Genomic DNA, 14,928 nt, shown 5'->3' on the forward strand with positions numbered 1-14,928 from the left:
CAAAACTCTGCCCAATGAAGCTGGATCAGTTCCTGAAATGGAAGGGTTGGGTCTCCACCGGCGGTGAAGCGAAGCAACGCATCCAGATGGGTGAAGTGGAGGTGAATGGGAGCGTTGAAACCCGGCGGGGCCGTCAGCTTTCCCCGGGAGATCGGGTTGTGCTTGCTGGTGAGGAGTCCGTTGTCGGGGATGAAAACGCGACCGGGCCGTAAGTTGGCTGCCACATTCCATGGGGAAGCAAGGCGTGCGCAGACCGGTGATCGCTGGCAACTGGAAGATGCACATGACCTGTGCCCAGTCGCGGGAGTTCATGGAAGCCTTTCTGCCATTGATTGCTGACACCCCGGACGACCGCGACCTGGTGCTTGCACCACCATTCACGGCGCTGTCGACCATGGCGGAACTCAGCCAGAACTCCCGCGTCTGCCTCTCGAGCCAGAACGTGCACTGGGAAGGCCAGGGAGCCTTCACCGGGGAGATCTCCCCAGCCATGCTCAAGGAGCACGGGGTGACCCACACGATCGTGGGCCACAGCGAACCGCGGAAATACTTCAGTGAAAGCGACGAACAGATCAACCACCGGGCCAGGTCATCCCAGTCCAACGGTCTGATTCCGATCGTTTGCGTTGGCGAAAGCGATGAGCAACGCGAACGGGGCGAAGCTGAACGGGTGATCCGCCGTCAGATTGAGCAGGGCCTGGAGGGTCTCGATGCCGAGAAACTGGTGGTGGCCTACGAACCGATCTGGGCGATTGGCACAGGCAAGACCTGCGCTGCCGAAGAAGCCAACCGCATCTGTGGTCTGATTCGTAGCTGGGTTGGCTCCCCCGATCTGGTGATTCAGTACGGCGGCTCCGTCAAACCCAGCAACATTGATGAGTTGATGGGCATGAGCGATATCGACGGGGTGCTGGTGGGGGGTGCTTCCTTGGAGCCCAAAAGCTTTGGACGGATTGCCAACTACCAAGCGGCTTGATTCAGGCGGCTGGCCCCAAGGTTGGGGCCAACGCACAGTCGTGATGGGGGTGATCAACGTCACCCCGGATTCCTTCAGCGACGGAGGGAAATTTCTGGCGAGTGACCGGGCCCTTGCTGAAGCTCAGCGGCAGCTGAGCCGCGGTGCGGACGTGTTGGATCTCGGGGCGCAAAGCACCCGACCTGGAGCGGAGGAGGTGGGCGCCGAAGAGGAGTTGCGGAGGCTCCTACCAGCGCTCAAGAGCATCCGGCAGCGCTGCCCAGAGGCGCTGATCTCCATCGACACGTTTCTGGCGCCGGTGGCCGCCAAGGCACTGGAAGCAGGGGCCAACTGGATCAATGATGTAAGCGGTGGCAGGCGGGATCCCGATCTGCTGAGGGTGGTCGCCGATGCGGGCTGTCCGGTGGTGCTGATGCACAGCCGCGGTGACAGTCAAACCATGGATCAGCTCACGACCTATTCCGATGTCGTGGCAGATGTGAAAGAAGCGTTGGTGGAGCGCAGTGAAGCTGCGATTCAAGCCGGCATTGATGAAAGCCAAATCATCTGGGATCCGGGTCTCGGCTTCGCCAAGACCCACGAGCAGAATCTGCAGCTGCTGCGGGATCTGGAACAACTCACCGCAGGTCCGCGACCGGTGCTGATCGGCCCTTCACGCAAACGCTTCATCGGCGCCGTGCTCGATGAGCCCAGACCCAAAGCGCGTCTCTGGGGAACAGCTGCCGTGGCCTGCCGCTGCGCCCAGGCGGGTGCTGCCGTGCTGCGGGTGCACGATGTGGGGCCCATCAGCCAGACGCTGCGCATGGCGGCTGCACTCTGGTGAGCTCCACGATCTTTGTTCAGATCGCGGCCTACAGGGATCCGGATCTCCCGGCCACACTGCACAACCTGATTCAGCGGGCAGCCCAGCCAGAGCGCCTGCGCTTCGGCATCAGCCTGCAACTGGCGGCTGATGACCCACCCCACTGGGGAACAAGCGCATTTCCGGATCATCCACACCTGAAGAGCATCAGGTTCGATGCAACTGAAAGCCGCGGAGCCTGCTGGGCCCGACGACAAGCTCAAAGTGCTTACAGCGGGGAAGACTTTCTGCTGCAGATCGACAGCCACATGCGGGCCGTGGAGCACTGGGATGAGCTACTTCTGACAACCTGGAGGGAATGCAGCGATGAGCGCGCCGTTCTCAGTGTTTACCCGAACGGCTTTGATCAGCCGTGCCGGTTGCAGACATCAACCCTGCCTGTGATGGCAGCCGCCGGTTTTGATGCCTACGGCATTCTCAAATTGCGAGGCATCAGCCGATTCCAACTGCCAGAAGAACAACCTGATCGCCCCATCCACGGGGCATTTATCGCAGGAGGTTTCCTGTTCGGCCCGGGCTCAATCGTGGGCGAAGTGCCCTACGACCCCGAGCTCTACTTCTCTGGCGAAGAGATTGCCATGTCGGCACGACTGTGGACTTCGGGTTTCAACATCTACGCCCCAAATCGCCTGCTGCTGTTTCATCTCTACAAGACAGAACATACAGATCAAGAGCATGCAGCCACCCATTGGGGCGATCACAGCAATTGGCACGATTACAACCTTCGCGCACTCAAACGTGTACACACACTGCTCGGCAGCCTCAACAACGCACCGACATCAATCCGCTGCTTGAATGATGAGAATGGCGAACTTGAACCCTTCGGATTAGGGAGAAAACGCAGCCTGTATATGTATCAACAATGGGCTGGAATTGATTTCAAGACGTCAGAGATCAGCCAAGCCGCAAGAGATGCAGAATTCAAGCCCCTGAACGCCTGAGTTGCCCATTATTCATCGCCAACAAAAAAGCCAGAGCCCGGTAGGAACTCTGGCTTTGATGTTCAACACTTGGTCGACGATCAGTCGGTGACAACACCCTCAATCCGATCCTCAACCTCCTGGTACAGCTCCTGAAGCTGCTCGATGTTCTCATCCGAGGTCTCCCAGTATCCGCGGCCATGCACCTCAAGCAAGGTGCCCACGATCTGACGGAAGCTGTTGGGGTTGAGTTCCAGCAGACGCTTGCGCATCTCAGGATCATTGATGAAGGTTTCGTTGGCTTCTTCGTAGACGAAGTTGTCAACGGCACCGCTGGTGGCACTCCAACCCAGCGTGAAGTTGAGCCGCTTGGCTACCTCACGCACACCCTCGTAGCCGGAGTCGAGCATGCCTTCGTACCACTTGGGATTCAGCAGCTTGGTGCGTGAATCCAGGCGGATCGTTTCACTCAGCGAACGCACCTGAGCATTGGCCGTGGTGGTGTCGGCGATGTAGCTGGTGGGAGCTTTGCCGTCATCACGCAGGCCAGCGATCAACTTGGTGGGGTCGGAGTCGAAGTAGTGGCTCACATCGGTGAGGGAGATCTCAGCCGAATCGAGGTTCTGGAAGGTGACATCCGCCGTCTTCATCACGTTCTCGAACACCTCCCGCTTCTGGTTCATCTCACCGGGATTGTCGGCATTGAAGGCGAAGGTCTTGCGGGAGAGGTACATCTCTTGCAGCTCACCTTCCTCCTCCCAGGTGCTGTTCTCCACCGCGAGATTCACGTTGGAGCTGTAGCTGCCGCTGGCGTTGGAGAACACCCGGCACGCCGCATCGCGCAGGCTCGTGCCTTCTTTCTCCGCTTGCTCGAGGGCGTGCTTGCGCACAAAGTTCTGCTCCAGAGGCTCGTCAGCCTCGGCAGCCATCTTCACGGCCTGATCGATCAGCGCCATCTGGTTGATGAACAGATCGCGGAACACACCGGAGCAGTTCACCACCACATCAACGCGGGGACGCCCGAGTTCTTCTAGGGGAATCAGCTCAAGCTTGTTGACCCGACCCACGGAGTCAGGCATCGGCTTGACGCCAACGAACCAGAGGATCTGGGCTAGGGATTCGCCGTAGGTCTTGATGTTGTCGGTTCCCCAGAGCACGCAGGCGATGGTTTCGGGCCAGGTGCCCTGCTCCTCGCGCTGACGCTCAATCAACTTGTCCACAACACTCTTCGCTGCAGCCACAGCGGCCCGGGTGGGAATCGCCTGCGGGTCGAGGGCGTGGATGTTCTTGCCACTGGGCAGCACACCAGGATTCCGAATTGGATCACCACCGGGGCCCGGAAGGATGTATTCACCATCAAGAGCCTTCAGCAGACTCTCCATCTCCATGTCGGCGCACACCTGCTCAAGGCAGAAGCGCAAGTAGGCAAACAGCTTGTCGAGCTCGGTGGCATCGATCTGAACGAAGCCAGCACTGCAACAGGCCCGCAGCCAAGGCGAGGGAAGCTTGAAACCAAACTTGGCCAGCAGGTCGTAGAACCAACCGAAGCTGTTGCGCAGGCTGACCCGACCATCACGGCCAGTGAGCGTGCGAACCATGGCGCCAATGGCAGCGCGGGATGTCTCCGTGATCGTGCGGTTGAGTTCCACATCGGCGAGAACGCCCTCGTCGTTGCCTTTGTAGATGTCTTCGATCGAGCGGCCCATCGCCTCAGCCAGCAGGCCGGGGAGTGAGCGGAGCCCATCCTCCTCACGCTCGAGAGCAGCGATATTCACCAAGGTAGCAACGGCTTCCTCTGCGGTGGGAGGCTTGCCAATGGTGTGCAGGCCACAGGGAAGGAGACGGCTTTCGATCTCCATCAACTGGCGGTAAACGGCGCCCACCAAGGCATCACGTCCCTCCAGGTCGAGGGTCGAGGCATCCTCCTCAGGAAGGTCAACGTCCTTATCGAGGTTGCACTGACGTGCCGTCTCGATGATCGTGTTGACGATCTGAATGCCGCGGCCACCCTCACGCAGCTGCTGGTAGGAGCCCACCAGCTCACCAAGTTCCTTCAGGCCCTTGTAAAGACCGGCATTTTCAGCAGGAGGGGTGAGGTAGCTGATGGTGGAGGCATAACCCCGCCGCTTGGCGATCGTGGCCTCGGAGGGGTTGTTGGCGGCGTAGTAGTAGAGGTTGGGCAGCGCACCGATCAGTGAATCTGGATAGCAGGTTTCGCTCATGCCCATCTGCTTGCCGGGCATGAACTCGAGCGAGCCGTGGGTGCCGAAGTGCAGCACCGCATCAGCCTTCCAGATCTTCTGGAGATAGGTGTAGTAAGCCGCGAAGCCATGGTGAGGGCTGGCGCTGCGGGAATAAAGCAGGCGCATCGGATCACCCTCGTAGCCGAAGGTGGGCTGAACGCCAACGAAAACGTTGCCGAAGTGGCGACCGAAAACCAGCAGGTTCTGACCATCGCTGTTGAGGTTGCCCGGGGGCTTGCCCCAGTTCTCTTCGAGCCGTTCGGAGTAGGGCGTCAGACGCTCGTACTCCTCAACGCTCATGCGGTGGGCGATTGAAAGCTCCGGAGAGCCCTGCATGGCATCGGCGTCGTTGATGACGGCCTCCAACAGCTCACGAGGCGTGGAAGGCAGGTCCTGCACGTCGTAGCCCTTAGCCTTCATCTCCTGCATCACCCGATGGATGGAGCCGAAGACGTCGAGGTAAGCCGCCGTACCGACGTTGCCCTTGTCGGGAGGGAAGCTGAACACGGTGATCGCCAGCTTCTTCTCGTTTCGGGGCTTGATCCGCAGCGATGACCAGCGGATGGCCCGCTCAGCTATGGCATCAACCCGGTCTTGGAGGGTGTGCGCCTTGCCGGTGGCATCGTCGCGACCCGAGAGAACGATGGGCTCGATGGCGCCATCCAGTTCCGGAATGGCGATCTGCAGGGCCACCTGCACTGGGTGTAGGCCAAGGTCGCTCTGTTCCCACTCCTGGGTGGTCTGGAAAACGAGGGGAAGCGCCACCATGTAAGGACGGTTGAGCTTCTTCAGCGACTCAATCGCCTTGGGGTGGTCCTGACGGGCCGGACCGCCGACCAGCGCAAAACCGGTGAGAGAGACGATGCCATCCACCAGGGGCTGCTCGGGATTCAGCGGGTCGTAGAAGAAAGCGTTGACCGGCTTGGAGAAGTCGAGACCGCCGCAGAAGATCGGAATCACGCGAGCGCCACGGAACTCCAGCTCCTGGATGGTGGCCACGTAATGGGCATCGTCACCGGTGACGATGTGGCTGCGCTGCAGCACCAAACCGATCACCGGACCTTTGCGGGCTTCCTCAGAAAGGTCGGTGCGGCTGGAGGTCCAGTTCAGATATTCCTTGAGGTCCTCGAACATCGAGGGAGCCAGGGGGTGCCAGATACCGAGGTCGGGGAACACTTCGGGCTCCGCCACCTCCATCGCCGGACGCTCCTCGCCCTCTGCAGCTGGGAAGACGTATTTGTCTGCCAGCATCAACAGGAAGTTGCGCAGGTTGTCGGGGGTTCCACCCAGCCAATACTGGAAGCTGAGCATGAAGCTGCGGGCATCCTGCGCCTTCTCAACGGGCAGGTACTTGAGAACGGTGGGCAGCGTGTTCAGCAGCTTGAGCATCGCGTCCTGGAAACCAGCACCTCCGGCTTCCTTCCGCTTCTTCATGAAGCCTGCGATGGCGCTCTTGCTCTGACCGAGCTGGGCCATCGAGAAGCTGCCCAGCTTGTTGAGCCGCATCACCTCCGGCATGGACGGGAAGACCACAGCCGCCTTCAGTCGGTCGCGGTGTGGGGCGACGGCGTCCACAACCTTCTGAGCCAAATCTTCAATGAAGATCAAGGAGGCCACAAAGACATCAGCCTCAGCCACATCGGCACAGAAGCCGGCGTAGTTGTCGTCGTCTCGGAGTTCTTCGATCAGATAGCCGCTGAGCTCGATCCCGAGATCGCCACCCGATGCATTGAGAGCCGTCGCTGCCTGGGTGAGAGCGTTTTGGTACTGGGGCTCCAGCACCACATAAACCGCCTTCATGACGGACTTGTGGTTCTGGCCCTCCACAGGAGCAACGCGGCGATCGGCGGAGCGGACCTGTGTGAACATCAGCGCGCTTTGAGCAATGTGAAGAACCTTACGGCGACTGGCCCTTAGGGCGCGAGGATTTCTGATCGGCCGTTACACGAGCCGACCCATAGGCTTTGAAGCGTCTGCTGCGCTTTCATGACCGCTCCGATTCCCGTCGTTGTTGCCGGTGCCCTGGGGCGCATGGGCGCCGAGGTGATCAAGGCTGTGGTGGGAGCCGAAGACTGCAGCCTGGTTGGCGCCATCGACAACACCCCCGGCAAGGAAGGGGCAGACGTGGGTCTGGAGCTGGGCCTTGGCGAGCTGGAGGTGGCCGTGACGGCTGATTTCGAAGGCTGTCTCTGCGCTGTGAGCCAATCGGTGCGGGACAGCGGCAGCGGCGCCGTGTTGGTGGATTTCACCCACCCCTCCGTTGTTTATGAGCACACCCGCGCGGCGATCGCCTATGGCGTTCACCCTGTGATCGGAACCACTGGACTCTCGCCTGAACAACTCAACGACCTCACCGAGTTCTCGGCCAAAGCGTCCGTGGGTGGGGCCGTGATCCCCAATTTCTCTGTGGGGATGGTGCTGTTGCAACAAGCGGCAGCCGCAGCGGCACGGTTCTACGACCACGCGGAACTGACGGAACTGCACCACAACCGCAAGGCGGATGCCCCCAGCGGCACCTGCATCAAAACCGCTGAGCTGATGGAAGAGCTGGGCAAGAGCTTCAATCCCGAGGAAGTGGACGAGCATGAATCCCTGGCGGGCTGCCGCGGCGGACAGCGGGACAGCGGCCTGCGGCTGCACTCCGTGCGGCTGCCGGGCCTGGTGGCTCACCAGGAAGTGATGTTCGGTGCCCCCGGGGAGACTTACACCCTGCGTCACGACACCATCGACCGTTCCGCCTACATGCCCGGGGTGCTGCTCACGGTGCGCAAGGTGGGCAGCCTCGGCAGCCTTGTGTATGGCCTTGAACGCCTGATCTGAAGGCGACACCATGCTCATCCCTCTCCGCCCCGGTGAACTGCAACGGCTGATCCCAGCCGTTGCCACCGGAAATCAGTTCCGCTTTGCCCTCGGCAACCCCCAGGAGGTGCTGCAGCGCCTGATGATCGCCGCCATCGGTGGGGTGATCACGTTCCTGATCTACAACCAAGCGCAACTCGGCAGCCGCTGGGGCCCCGTCTGGCTAGTGATCAGCGTTGTGTTCTTTCTCTATGTGCTTTGGGGCCCGATCGTTCAGGCCGGCCAGCGCAACGCCACACTGCGGCGCTATCCCGAGGCTGCCCTGTTTGAGGGCGAGGTGGCGGACGTGATCACGCGTGAGCGGGTGGAAAACCGCCACGAGCAGGCCGACAGCCGCGGGCGGCTGGAACTCGTGGAGAACCGACGCACCTGGATGCTGCTCGAACTTGAAGACGAAGAGGGTTACCTCGGCAGGGTGGCCTTTCCGATGGAGAAGAAGCACCAGTCGATCCGCCGCGGCAGCCTGATCCGCTGCCTGGTACTGAGCGAGCGTAAGGATTTCTCAAAGATCGGAGCCCTCAGCGATGCCTGGCTGCCGGGCATGCGGATGTGGGTTGGCGAGTACCCCTTCCTGCTCCGCCCCGCCTTTGAGGAGCTCTGCCAACTCCGCCTGAACAGCCGGCGTTGAACAGCCGGCGTCGAGCAGCCACTGCTGAACATTTCTTAAACCTGGTTTACACTTCTTAGTAATCAAACGGCGGCATCGATGTCCCAGTCCTCTCCCACCACTCCTGTCGTGCGCGGTGCACAGGTCACCACGGAAGACGGCGGCCGCCTCAACGCCTTCGCCACGGAACCCCGCATGGAAGTGGTTGAAGCAACCCAGGGTTGGGGTTTCCACGACCGCGCCGAAAAGCTGAACGGGCGCATGGCCATGCTCGGTTTCATTGCCCTGCTGGCCACTGAGTTGGCCCTGGGCGGCGAATCCTTCGTTCACGGGCTGCTCGGCCTGGGCTGATCGCCTCGCACTGGATCGGGATGGGTGGCCAGACTCCCTGAATGGCTCCATCCCCTCCAGAGATTCATGTTTTGGGCGCTGGCCCCACCGGCGCCCTCACAGCTCTTGCCCTCGGCCTCCGTGGTCAGCGCGTGGTCCTGTTTGACCCGCTGACGGCATCGGAACTACAAGTCAGAAGCCGGGCGTACGCCATCACTCATTCCAGCCGCAGGCTGTTGACGAAACTGGGGCTATGGCACGACCTGCACGATTCCTTGGTGCCGTTCCGTGACCTGGATTTGCGGGATGGGGCCACCAACGCCCGCGTTCTCTTCAGCGAGGACGACCTGGCATCAGCCAATCGACACCATGAAGGCATCGGCTGGATCCTCGATCACCGGCCCTTGATGAAGTTGTTGCTGGCTCGGATAAAGGCCAATAGCAACGTGGCCATGCACCTGGCCGAACCATGCCCTGATCCAAGCGCTGACGCCCTGATCGTGGCGGCTGACGGACCACGCTCCCCCACAAGGGAGGCCTGGGGCATCCGTCACTGGGGCATGCGCTATCGCCAGGGGTGCCTCACCGCCAAAGTTGCCCTGCGGGGTCTCCCTCACGACAGGGCCTGCGAGTTGTTTCGCCCGGAAGGCCCTCTCGCCGTTCTGCCCTTGGGGCAGGGCACGTTCCAGGTGGTGTGGAGTGCACCCTGGCAGAGTTGCCAGCAGCGCAGCAGGCTGCAGCGCAGTGCCTTTCTCGATCAGCTGGCCGCTGTTCTGCCGGAGGGGATTGAACCGGATTTCCTTCTGGATCAACCCCGAGCCTTCCCACAACAATGGCTGCTGGCTCGCCGCTTGCATCGCGGACGGGGCGTGCTGATCGGCGAAGCGGGCCACCGCTGCCATCCCGTGGGAGGCCAGGGGCTCAATCTCTGCTGGCGTGATGTGGAAGTTTTGCTGCGCGCCGTGGAGCGGGGGGGCAGCGCCGCAACAATCGCTCGGCGCTACGGGATGAGCCGCTGGCTCGATGTGCTGCAGGTGGGTGTGGCGACGGATCTTCTGGTGCGGGTGTTCTCCAACCGCCAACCGCTATTGCTGCCCCTGAGGCGTTTGGCCCTGCTGCTGCTGAAAAAGTTTTCTGGGCTGCGCCAACTCAGCTTGCGGGCCATGAGTGACGGCCCCATGCAGCTCTGGCGGGCCTTGCCAAACTGAGCCAAGCGCGGGTCGCAACCATGGTGATGTCCAGCCAGCGACAACCCCCCGCAACAGACGCCTTGCTGCAGTTTCTTCAGCGGCGTTTGGGGTTGAGTCCCAGCGCCCTGGAGTTAGGGCAACGCCAGGCGGAGCTGGAACAAGCTCCCCTCCCGATCGTGCTGTGGAGCTTCGGGTTGTTGAGTTTGCAGCAGCTGGAAGACGTCTTCGACTGGCAGAACACTCAGCCGTAGCGCAACAACGCTTCAACGGGTTGACCCGCGGGCAAGGCCTGACGGCCTCCGAGCCCCTCCAGCTCGATCACAAAGGCCAAGCCCACCAAGCAACCGCCGGCCTGCTCCACCAGTTGTCCCGTCGCCGCAGCCGTGCCACCGGTGGCCAGCAGATCGTCCACCACCAGCACCCGGGGTGAATTCTCAAATGCATCGGCTTGAATCTCCAGCCGATCGGTGCCGTACTCCAGGGCGTAGTCGAGACCGACCACCTCACCGGGGAGTTTTCCAGGCTTCCGCACAGGTACAAAGCCAAGCCGTCGGTCGCTGGCCAAGGGTGCCCCGAAGATGAACCCCCGGGATTCGATCCCCACGATCAGATCAGGCTTCACCTGGTCGCAGAACGCACCCAACTGGCGGATCACATCGGCCATTGCTTCTGGTGAGCGCAGCAGCGGATTGATGTCTCGAAACAGAATTCCAGGCTTGGGAAAATCTGGAATTGAGCGAATGTGCGACTGAAGATCCAAATTCAGGTGACGCAATGGCAGTGCCCCTGGCATCATCGCAGCCATGAGGTGTGTCAAGGCCTAAAGCGTTGCAAACACTGGGTTGTGGCTGAATCCCAGCGGAGTAGTGCGACAGGGTTCTACGAGAGTTAAACGACAGCAGAGCGACAAAAGGGGGGCATGGGGGATGCAGCATCCAAGGCCATCAGTAGATGGGCTTCAAATATTTCCGCTGGTTTTTGAAAGATATGGGGAAGAGGCCTAATGGACCTCGACTCCCCATTGGCGCGGAAGGAGGCCAAGTGGTCCTCGACTCCCTGCTGCAGACCCCTCTCGGCCTGCAGGATCGAGATGCACCTGCCGTCAGAAAGGCCTACAGAAGGATGCTGTTTTCTTCAGGCTGTTCAAGCTGCCTAAACCCAGCTGGCCGCACTAATACACCTGCATGGAGGAGTGCACGGACTGCGTTTGCACACGCAGAGGGTGGGGTGGGCAACAAGCACCGGCGCAAAGCAGCGTCCGCAGGAAATGGAGCAATAGCAGTAGTTAATGACAAACTCCTGCGAGGCAACGTGCGTAGTACATGTTTCTGAGAGCACAGCCAGCACTTCAACGATGCAATCGAAAACAGGAGTCGTTTTTCGGACGACTCATACGAGATGCACTACTGGGAATCTTGGTTACGAGTTCAGTCCCAATACAAGCTGCGGAACCCATACGCCTGCCGGTCATCCCATATCGAGCAAGAAGCAAGGAGATACAAGCCCCACCGCTGTTGCCACCTCCGCCCCTCCTACTGGTTGAATCAGTTAAACCGCGAAAACGCAGGCCACATAGCGGAAGAGACAAAGCCTGGGACGATGATCTGGATTGGTTGATGGATTAGTCAAAAACATCGAGAGGCCAGCGCAAAAGGGAGCAGGTGATTTGGCCAGCAATCAAACAGTGTCGGTGTGAGCCAAGCGATTATGTATATTTAGTCACTCCGCATGATTGTCACTTGCGAGAGATTTACTTAACCACTAACAATTAATGACTCCACTCATAGCACTCACATCACTTTTTTTCGCGATGAGCGGTGAAATCAAATATCCAGCGATCTGCAAGGACACTTATTTAAGCGACGAGAAAGCCCAAGACATCAAGAAAGTCGTAAAGTCGCTGTCTCGTAAGCCTGGCTGCAGGCACATAGGGAATGAAACAATTACCGAAGGAGACAGAACTGGAGAAGTTTTCCCCATCTATACATGCTGCACATCTATTGAAGCCGAAAGAAAATAACCAAAAGAAACACGCAATAGCGAAGCTAGCGAGCCATTGTATTTACCAAATTCGCCTTTCCACTCTCGCAAGAGATGATCAGCACCTGGAGCACTGTTGCAAGAACTGAAAGGCTTTCGCAAAATGGGGAAGTCGTTGAACTACGCACAAATGAAGCGATTTCTCCTAATCGGCACCTTGTTAGTAACCGCTCACACAATGCCAGCAATGGTGCGGACTGAAGCCAGGGAGTTGGTTCCAACAGCGTCAAAACGCGCCATAAACCTCGCTCGCGGGGCGGCTACAGCATCTAATGGGGGATTGCGCATCTATCACCCAGCTCGATGCATGTATCTAAATCCAACAAACAACCCCTGTCTGACAAAAAGAGATGCAGGCGGCTATGAATTCCGATTCCAGGGAGGCCCACCTGGCTGGGAGGTAATTGGGATACCTCCATCGGTCAATTCAATTGTGCTGGTCGCACCCGACGGACGCTCTGTTGTCGCCGAAAGCCATGAAAAGATCAAAGAAGTATCGCTGCCGGCTTTACCATGACAACAAAGCCCGTCCAAAAAAATACTAACCATCCCCCTTCAAGCAAGAACATGATGAGTAAGTCTTTCCCAAGCAAATACCCATACCCCTAGGCGTGGGTTTCACGATTTCACAATCACGTTTTCCCATTAATTCAAAATTCCTGGTCTTTGCTTCTTACTGATGCTAGAAACTGACAAAAATCCTCGACTTTCGCGAGAGGGAGCAAGATGCGTCAAAAGCTGGCGAACGATGCATATCTTTGTTTTACTAATCCTTCTTACATCAGGCCTTAGTACGCAGGCAGCAGATTATCGCCGATACATAAACAAAAGGACTAGGCCCCTACACGACCTCTTGATAAAAAAACAATTCCTTATAATAACCAACCCTCCGACATGCAAAACAAACTATTTAATGAGAGGATATTTTATCTCTAGATATAGAGCAATTTATCTATGCGTAGATAATCTCCTAGAAGATCCAAGGCTTGGTGACATTTCCGGAAGAGACAAGTTTAATGACGCGAAGAAGCAACTGAGTACAACACTGACGCACGAGGCCGTTCATGCTGCCCAATGGTGCAAAGGCTCAAAGGACTGGACACTATTTAATCTAAGTGGAAGCGGTACACTTGGAGGATTCAGAGACTCAGCACTTGACTCATCAACAAAAATAAGAGGCAACAGAAAGTCAGAGAAAGAAGCTTATCTACTAGAGAGCAAACCAGATATCGTAATGGAAGCGTTCGATCTGTATTGCCAAGTGCTATCTCCTGAGAAGAGGGAAAAGAAACCATAAGCATTACTTTAAGGTCAAGTCAGTTCTTGACAAAAACTGCAAGTGATAGTGACAAATGGCAGCTGGCTAGCCAAACTCGTTGTACTCCAGGGCATTCTAAGTGAAGAAGATGCTCCTTATTTTGGTTCTGTGCCTAATGCCTAGTGCTCAGGCAATAGACTATGCCCAATGCGAAGCAATACAAAGAGCTGCTGCGCGCCTGAAATCTGCGATGGATGCCGAGGCACTAGCAGCTCAAAACGCAATCATTCTCCCAGCAATGGAGAAAACTCAGGCTATATGCATGAAAAATTTCGTTAACAACGAGATCCTTAACTGCATGAACATCAGGATGGCTAACTACGAAGCAGACGGAGAAATAACTAGAGAGGAAGTTATCGAGAAATATGCCCCACGCATTGATCGGGTACTGGCCGACTATGAAGCCATGGGGTGCTACTAAAATGAGTCCTCTATCCCTACTGGCTGGGTTGGGGCTTGGAAGTTTTCAATCCGTATGGTGTAACAAGCGAGCCTTAGAGGTCAGAACAGGAAGCAGACCTCTACAAAGCGATCTCAGAAGACTGACGAGAAGACTGAAATTGAAGTGTGAGCGTCTTGCAAATGGATGAACGCCTGAAGGTTGCTGTTAGTGCAGTGCTCATCGCGGCAATGTTCGCTTTTGGAGCTGGTGGGAACTGGTTGTTTTTCCTTCTCTTAGCCGCAATGGCTGTCATCGTGACGTGGGAATTCAGCTAGAGCGCAGATGAAAAACCTCCTCCTGCTTTTGATTGTTGCGATATCCATCTGGGCTGGTGTTGCTTTGGATAGAGCTGGTTGGCGATACAGGAAACAGCTTTGGCAATTCCAAGGGGCCGCAACTGGCCTCGTTGTTGGATACCTGCTGGGACGTTCAAAGCTGATCTAAGGGCTCAGAGCCGTCGTTGTGAACGCAAATTCAGCACCGTGTTAATGGCCGCCAACGTGACGAGACAGGTGAGGCAAAACTCCTTGTAATCCAAGCAACCAATTCAAGAGCTCTGTAGATTGCCACATCACCTTCTGCCCTAATCGTTTCGAGAGTCTGAGATCTGAGTGTCTACGCAGCAGAAGCCGATGGGCTGGGCTACTGAGGATGGATGAATGCACAATGGGTTCATGGATACAAATAGAGCAACCACACTGTTGACCCGAGCTGCGTTAGGCGCAGTGATCGCTATACCAACTCTTTTACTAGTGGACTATTTGGAGAAGAAAGTGGCTTTCAAAGAATGCGTGATGGAAGAACTGATGGGGGAGCATGGCGATAGACAATCTGCCCAGTTCTCCTACAGCTTCAGAGGTGCAGGCGGCGATAACGACATCAACACCTCGCTGGCGATTGCTCGCCTAAGCTGCAGAAGCGGCCGTAAGCCCATCGTCTACTGATCAAACATCAATCCATTCAGGCATTCGGCAAGCCCTGACCCAACCGCACAGACAAGACATCACGCCAATTTGGAAGCAGAACGTGGGCTGGACTCCTGCGGCATAGCCCCAAGCGAATCCAGAGACTTTCAAGAAGATGACCTGGCCTCCCTAAGGGGTAAAAATCAACTGCGAGCAGTACTTTCGTGGCTATGTTC

At 57.7% G+C, this 14,928-nt stretch carries 15 protein-coding genes; 13 read left to right on the plus strand and 2 right to left on the minus strand.

Annotation, left to right across the window (positions count from 1 at the left end; translation table 11 throughout):
• Positions 1 to 14: 14 nt before the first annotated feature.
• Genes DXY02_RS02720 through DXY02_RS02735 form a run of 4 tightly spaced genes read left to right on the plus strand, consistent with a single transcriptional unit; the run spans position 15 to position 2,779 of the window.
• A complete protein-coding gene (locus DXY02_RS02720; protein ID WP_041435023.1) occupies positions 15 to 212 on the plus strand; it encodes an RNA-binding S4 domain-containing protein in 198 nt (65 codons plus the stop codon).
• 32 nt (positions 213 to 244) lie between these two features.
• Entirely contained in the window at positions 245 to 976 is a 732-nt protein-coding gene (gene tpiA, locus DXY02_RS02725) for a triose-phosphate isomerase (protein ID WP_114988016.1), read from the plus strand.
• A 43-nt stretch (positions 977 to 1,019) separates the two neighbouring features.
• Positions 1,020 to 1,799, plus strand: a complete 780-nt coding sequence (gene folP, locus DXY02_RS02730) for a dihydropteroate synthase (RefSeq protein ID WP_244276125.1) — start codon at positions 1,020 to 1,022, stop codon at positions 1,797 to 1,799.
• Positions 1,796 to 2,779: a GlcNAc-transferase family protein gene (locus DXY02_RS02735; protein ID WP_114987895.1), complete on the plus strand. Its 984-nt coding sequence runs from the start codon at positions 1,796 to 1,798 to the stop codon at positions 2,777 to 2,779. The genes folP and DXY02_RS02735 overlap by 4 nt, the downstream gene beginning before the upstream one ends.
• Positions 2,780 to 2,859: 80 nt before the next feature.
• Here the strand turns inward: DXY02_RS02735 and DXY02_RS02740 are convergent, their stop codons facing one another.
• Positions 2,860 to 6,870 (minus strand): magnesium chelatase subunit H, encoded by a 4,011-nt coding sequence (locus tag DXY02_RS02740; protein ID WP_114987896.1) that lies wholly within the window; start codon positions 6,868 to 6,870, stop codon positions 2,860 to 2,862.
• Positions 6,871 to 6,987: 117 nt separating this feature from the next.
• Here DXY02_RS02740 and dapB point away from each other — a divergent pair, with 117 nt between their 5' ends.
• The 5 genes from dapB (at position 6,988) to DXY02_RS02765 (ending at position 10,238) form a co-directional block, all read left to right on the plus strand.
• On the plus strand, positions 6,988 to 7,821 hold the full coding sequence (gene dapB / locus DXY02_RS02745) for a 4-hydroxy-tetrahydrodipicolinate reductase (RefSeq protein ID WP_114987897.1): 834 nt from the start codon (positions 6,988 to 6,990) through the stop codon (positions 7,819 to 7,821).
• Positions 7,822 to 7,831: 10 nt separating this feature from the next.
• Positions 7,832 to 8,488 carry a hypothetical protein gene (locus tag DXY02_RS02750; protein ID WP_114987898.1) on the plus strand — a complete coding sequence of 219 codons (657 nt, stop codon included), beginning with the start codon at positions 7,832 to 7,834 and terminating at the stop codon, positions 8,486 to 8,488.
• 78 nt (positions 8,489 to 8,566) lie between these two features.
• Positions 8,567 to 8,818 carry a high light inducible protein gene (locus tag DXY02_RS02755; RefSeq protein ID WP_114987899.1) on the plus strand — a complete coding sequence of 84 codons (252 nt, stop codon included), beginning with the start codon at positions 8,567 to 8,569 and terminating at the stop codon, positions 8,816 to 8,818.
• Positions 8,819 to 8,859: 41 nt separating this feature from the next.
• Positions 8,860 to 10,005 carry an FAD-dependent monooxygenase gene (locus tag DXY02_RS02760; protein ID WP_114987900.1) on the plus strand — a complete coding sequence of 382 codons (1,146 nt, stop codon included), beginning with the start codon at positions 8,860 to 8,862 and terminating at the stop codon, positions 10,003 to 10,005.
• Positions 10,006 to 10,025: 20 nt separating this feature from the next.
• Complete coding sequence (locus tag DXY02_RS02765; RefSeq protein ID WP_114987901.1) at positions 10,026 to 10,238, plus strand: DUF2949 domain-containing protein; 213 nt, start codon at positions 10,026 to 10,028, stop codon at positions 10,236 to 10,238.
• On the opposite strand, the gene DXY02_RS02770 is transcribed toward DXY02_RS02765, so the two are convergent.
• A complete protein-coding gene (locus DXY02_RS02770) occupies positions 10,229 to 10,783 on the minus strand; it encodes an adenine phosphoribosyltransferase (RefSeq protein ID WP_170951461.1) in 555 nt (184 codons plus the stop codon). The two genes, DXY02_RS02765 and DXY02_RS02770, sit on opposite strands and share 10 nt — an antisense overlap.
• A gap of 1,320 nt (positions 10,784 to 12,103) precedes the next feature.
• Here DXY02_RS02770 and DXY02_RS12090 point away from each other — a divergent pair.
• From DXY02_RS12090 to DXY02_RS02780, 4 genes are all read left to right on the plus strand, one after another.
• Positions 12,104 to 12,544: a hypothetical protein gene (locus DXY02_RS12090; RefSeq protein ID WP_137024365.1), complete on the plus strand. Its 441-nt coding sequence runs from the start codon at positions 12,104 to 12,106 to the stop codon at positions 12,542 to 12,544.
• A gap of 231 nt (positions 12,545 to 12,775) precedes the next feature.
• On the plus strand, positions 12,776 to 13,324 hold the full coding sequence (locus DXY02_RS12095; protein ID WP_137024367.1) for a hypothetical protein: 549 nt from the start codon (positions 12,776 to 12,778) through the stop codon (positions 13,322 to 13,324).
• Positions 13,325 to 13,424: 100 nt separating this feature from the next.
• Positions 13,425 to 13,766: a hypothetical protein gene (locus DXY02_RS02775; protein ID WP_114987902.1), complete on the plus strand. Its 342-nt coding sequence runs from the start codon at positions 13,425 to 13,427 to the stop codon at positions 13,764 to 13,766.
• Positions 13,767 to 14,488: 722 nt separating this feature from the next.
• Complete coding sequence (locus tag DXY02_RS02780) at positions 14,489 to 14,731, plus strand: hypothetical protein (protein WP_137024370.1); 243 nt, start codon at positions 14,489 to 14,491, stop codon at positions 14,729 to 14,731.
• Positions 14,732 to 14,928 lie beyond the last annotated feature (197 nt).

Source organism: Synechococcus sp. N19 (assembly GCF_900474045.1).
Taxonomy (GTDB): Bacteria; Cyanobacteriota; Cyanobacteriia; order PCC-6307; family Cyanobiaceae; genus Parasynechococcus.

What these genes read in the sequence shown, in the direction of transcription:
- DXY02_RS02720 (WP_041435023.1), top strand. Translation starts at nt 15, where the DNA reads ATGAAGCTGGATCAGTTCCTGAAATGGAAGGGTTGGGTCTCCACCGGC.
- folP (WP_244276125.1), top strand. Translation starts at nt 1,020, where the DNA reads ATGGGGGTGATCAACGTCACCCCGGATTCCTTCAGCGACGGAGGGAAA.
- DXY02_RS02740 (WP_114987896.1), bottom strand. Translation starts at nt 6,870, where the DNA reads ATGTTCACACAGGTCCGCTCCGCCGATCGCCGCGTTGCTCCTGTGGAG.
- dapB (WP_114987897.1), top strand. Translation starts at nt 6,988, where the DNA reads ATGACCGCTCCGATTCCCGTCGTTGTTGCCGGTGCCCTGGGGCGCATG.
- DXY02_RS02750 (WP_114987898.1), top strand. Translation starts at nt 7,832, where the DNA reads ATGCTCATCCCTCTCCGCCCCGGTGAACTGCAACGGCTGATCCCAGCC.
- DXY02_RS02755 (WP_114987899.1), top strand. Translation starts at nt 8,567, where the DNA reads ATGTCCCAGTCCTCTCCCACCACTCCTGTCGTGCGCGGTGCACAGGTC.
- DXY02_RS02760 (WP_114987900.1), top strand. Translation starts at nt 8,860, where the DNA reads ATGGCTCCATCCCCTCCAGAGATTCATGTTTTGGGCGCTGGCCCCACC.
- DXY02_RS02765 (WP_114987901.1), top strand. Translation starts at nt 10,026, where the DNA reads ATGGTGATGTCCAGCCAGCGACAACCCCCCGCAACAGACGCCTTGCTG.
- DXY02_RS02770 (WP_170951461.1), bottom strand. Translation starts at nt 10,783, where the DNA reads ATGATGCCAGGGGCACTGCCATTGCGTCACCTGAATTTGGATCTTCAG.
- DXY02_RS12095 (WP_137024367.1), top strand. Translation starts at nt 12,776, where the DNA reads ATGCATATCTTTGTTTTACTAATCCTTCTTACATCAGGCCTTAGTACG.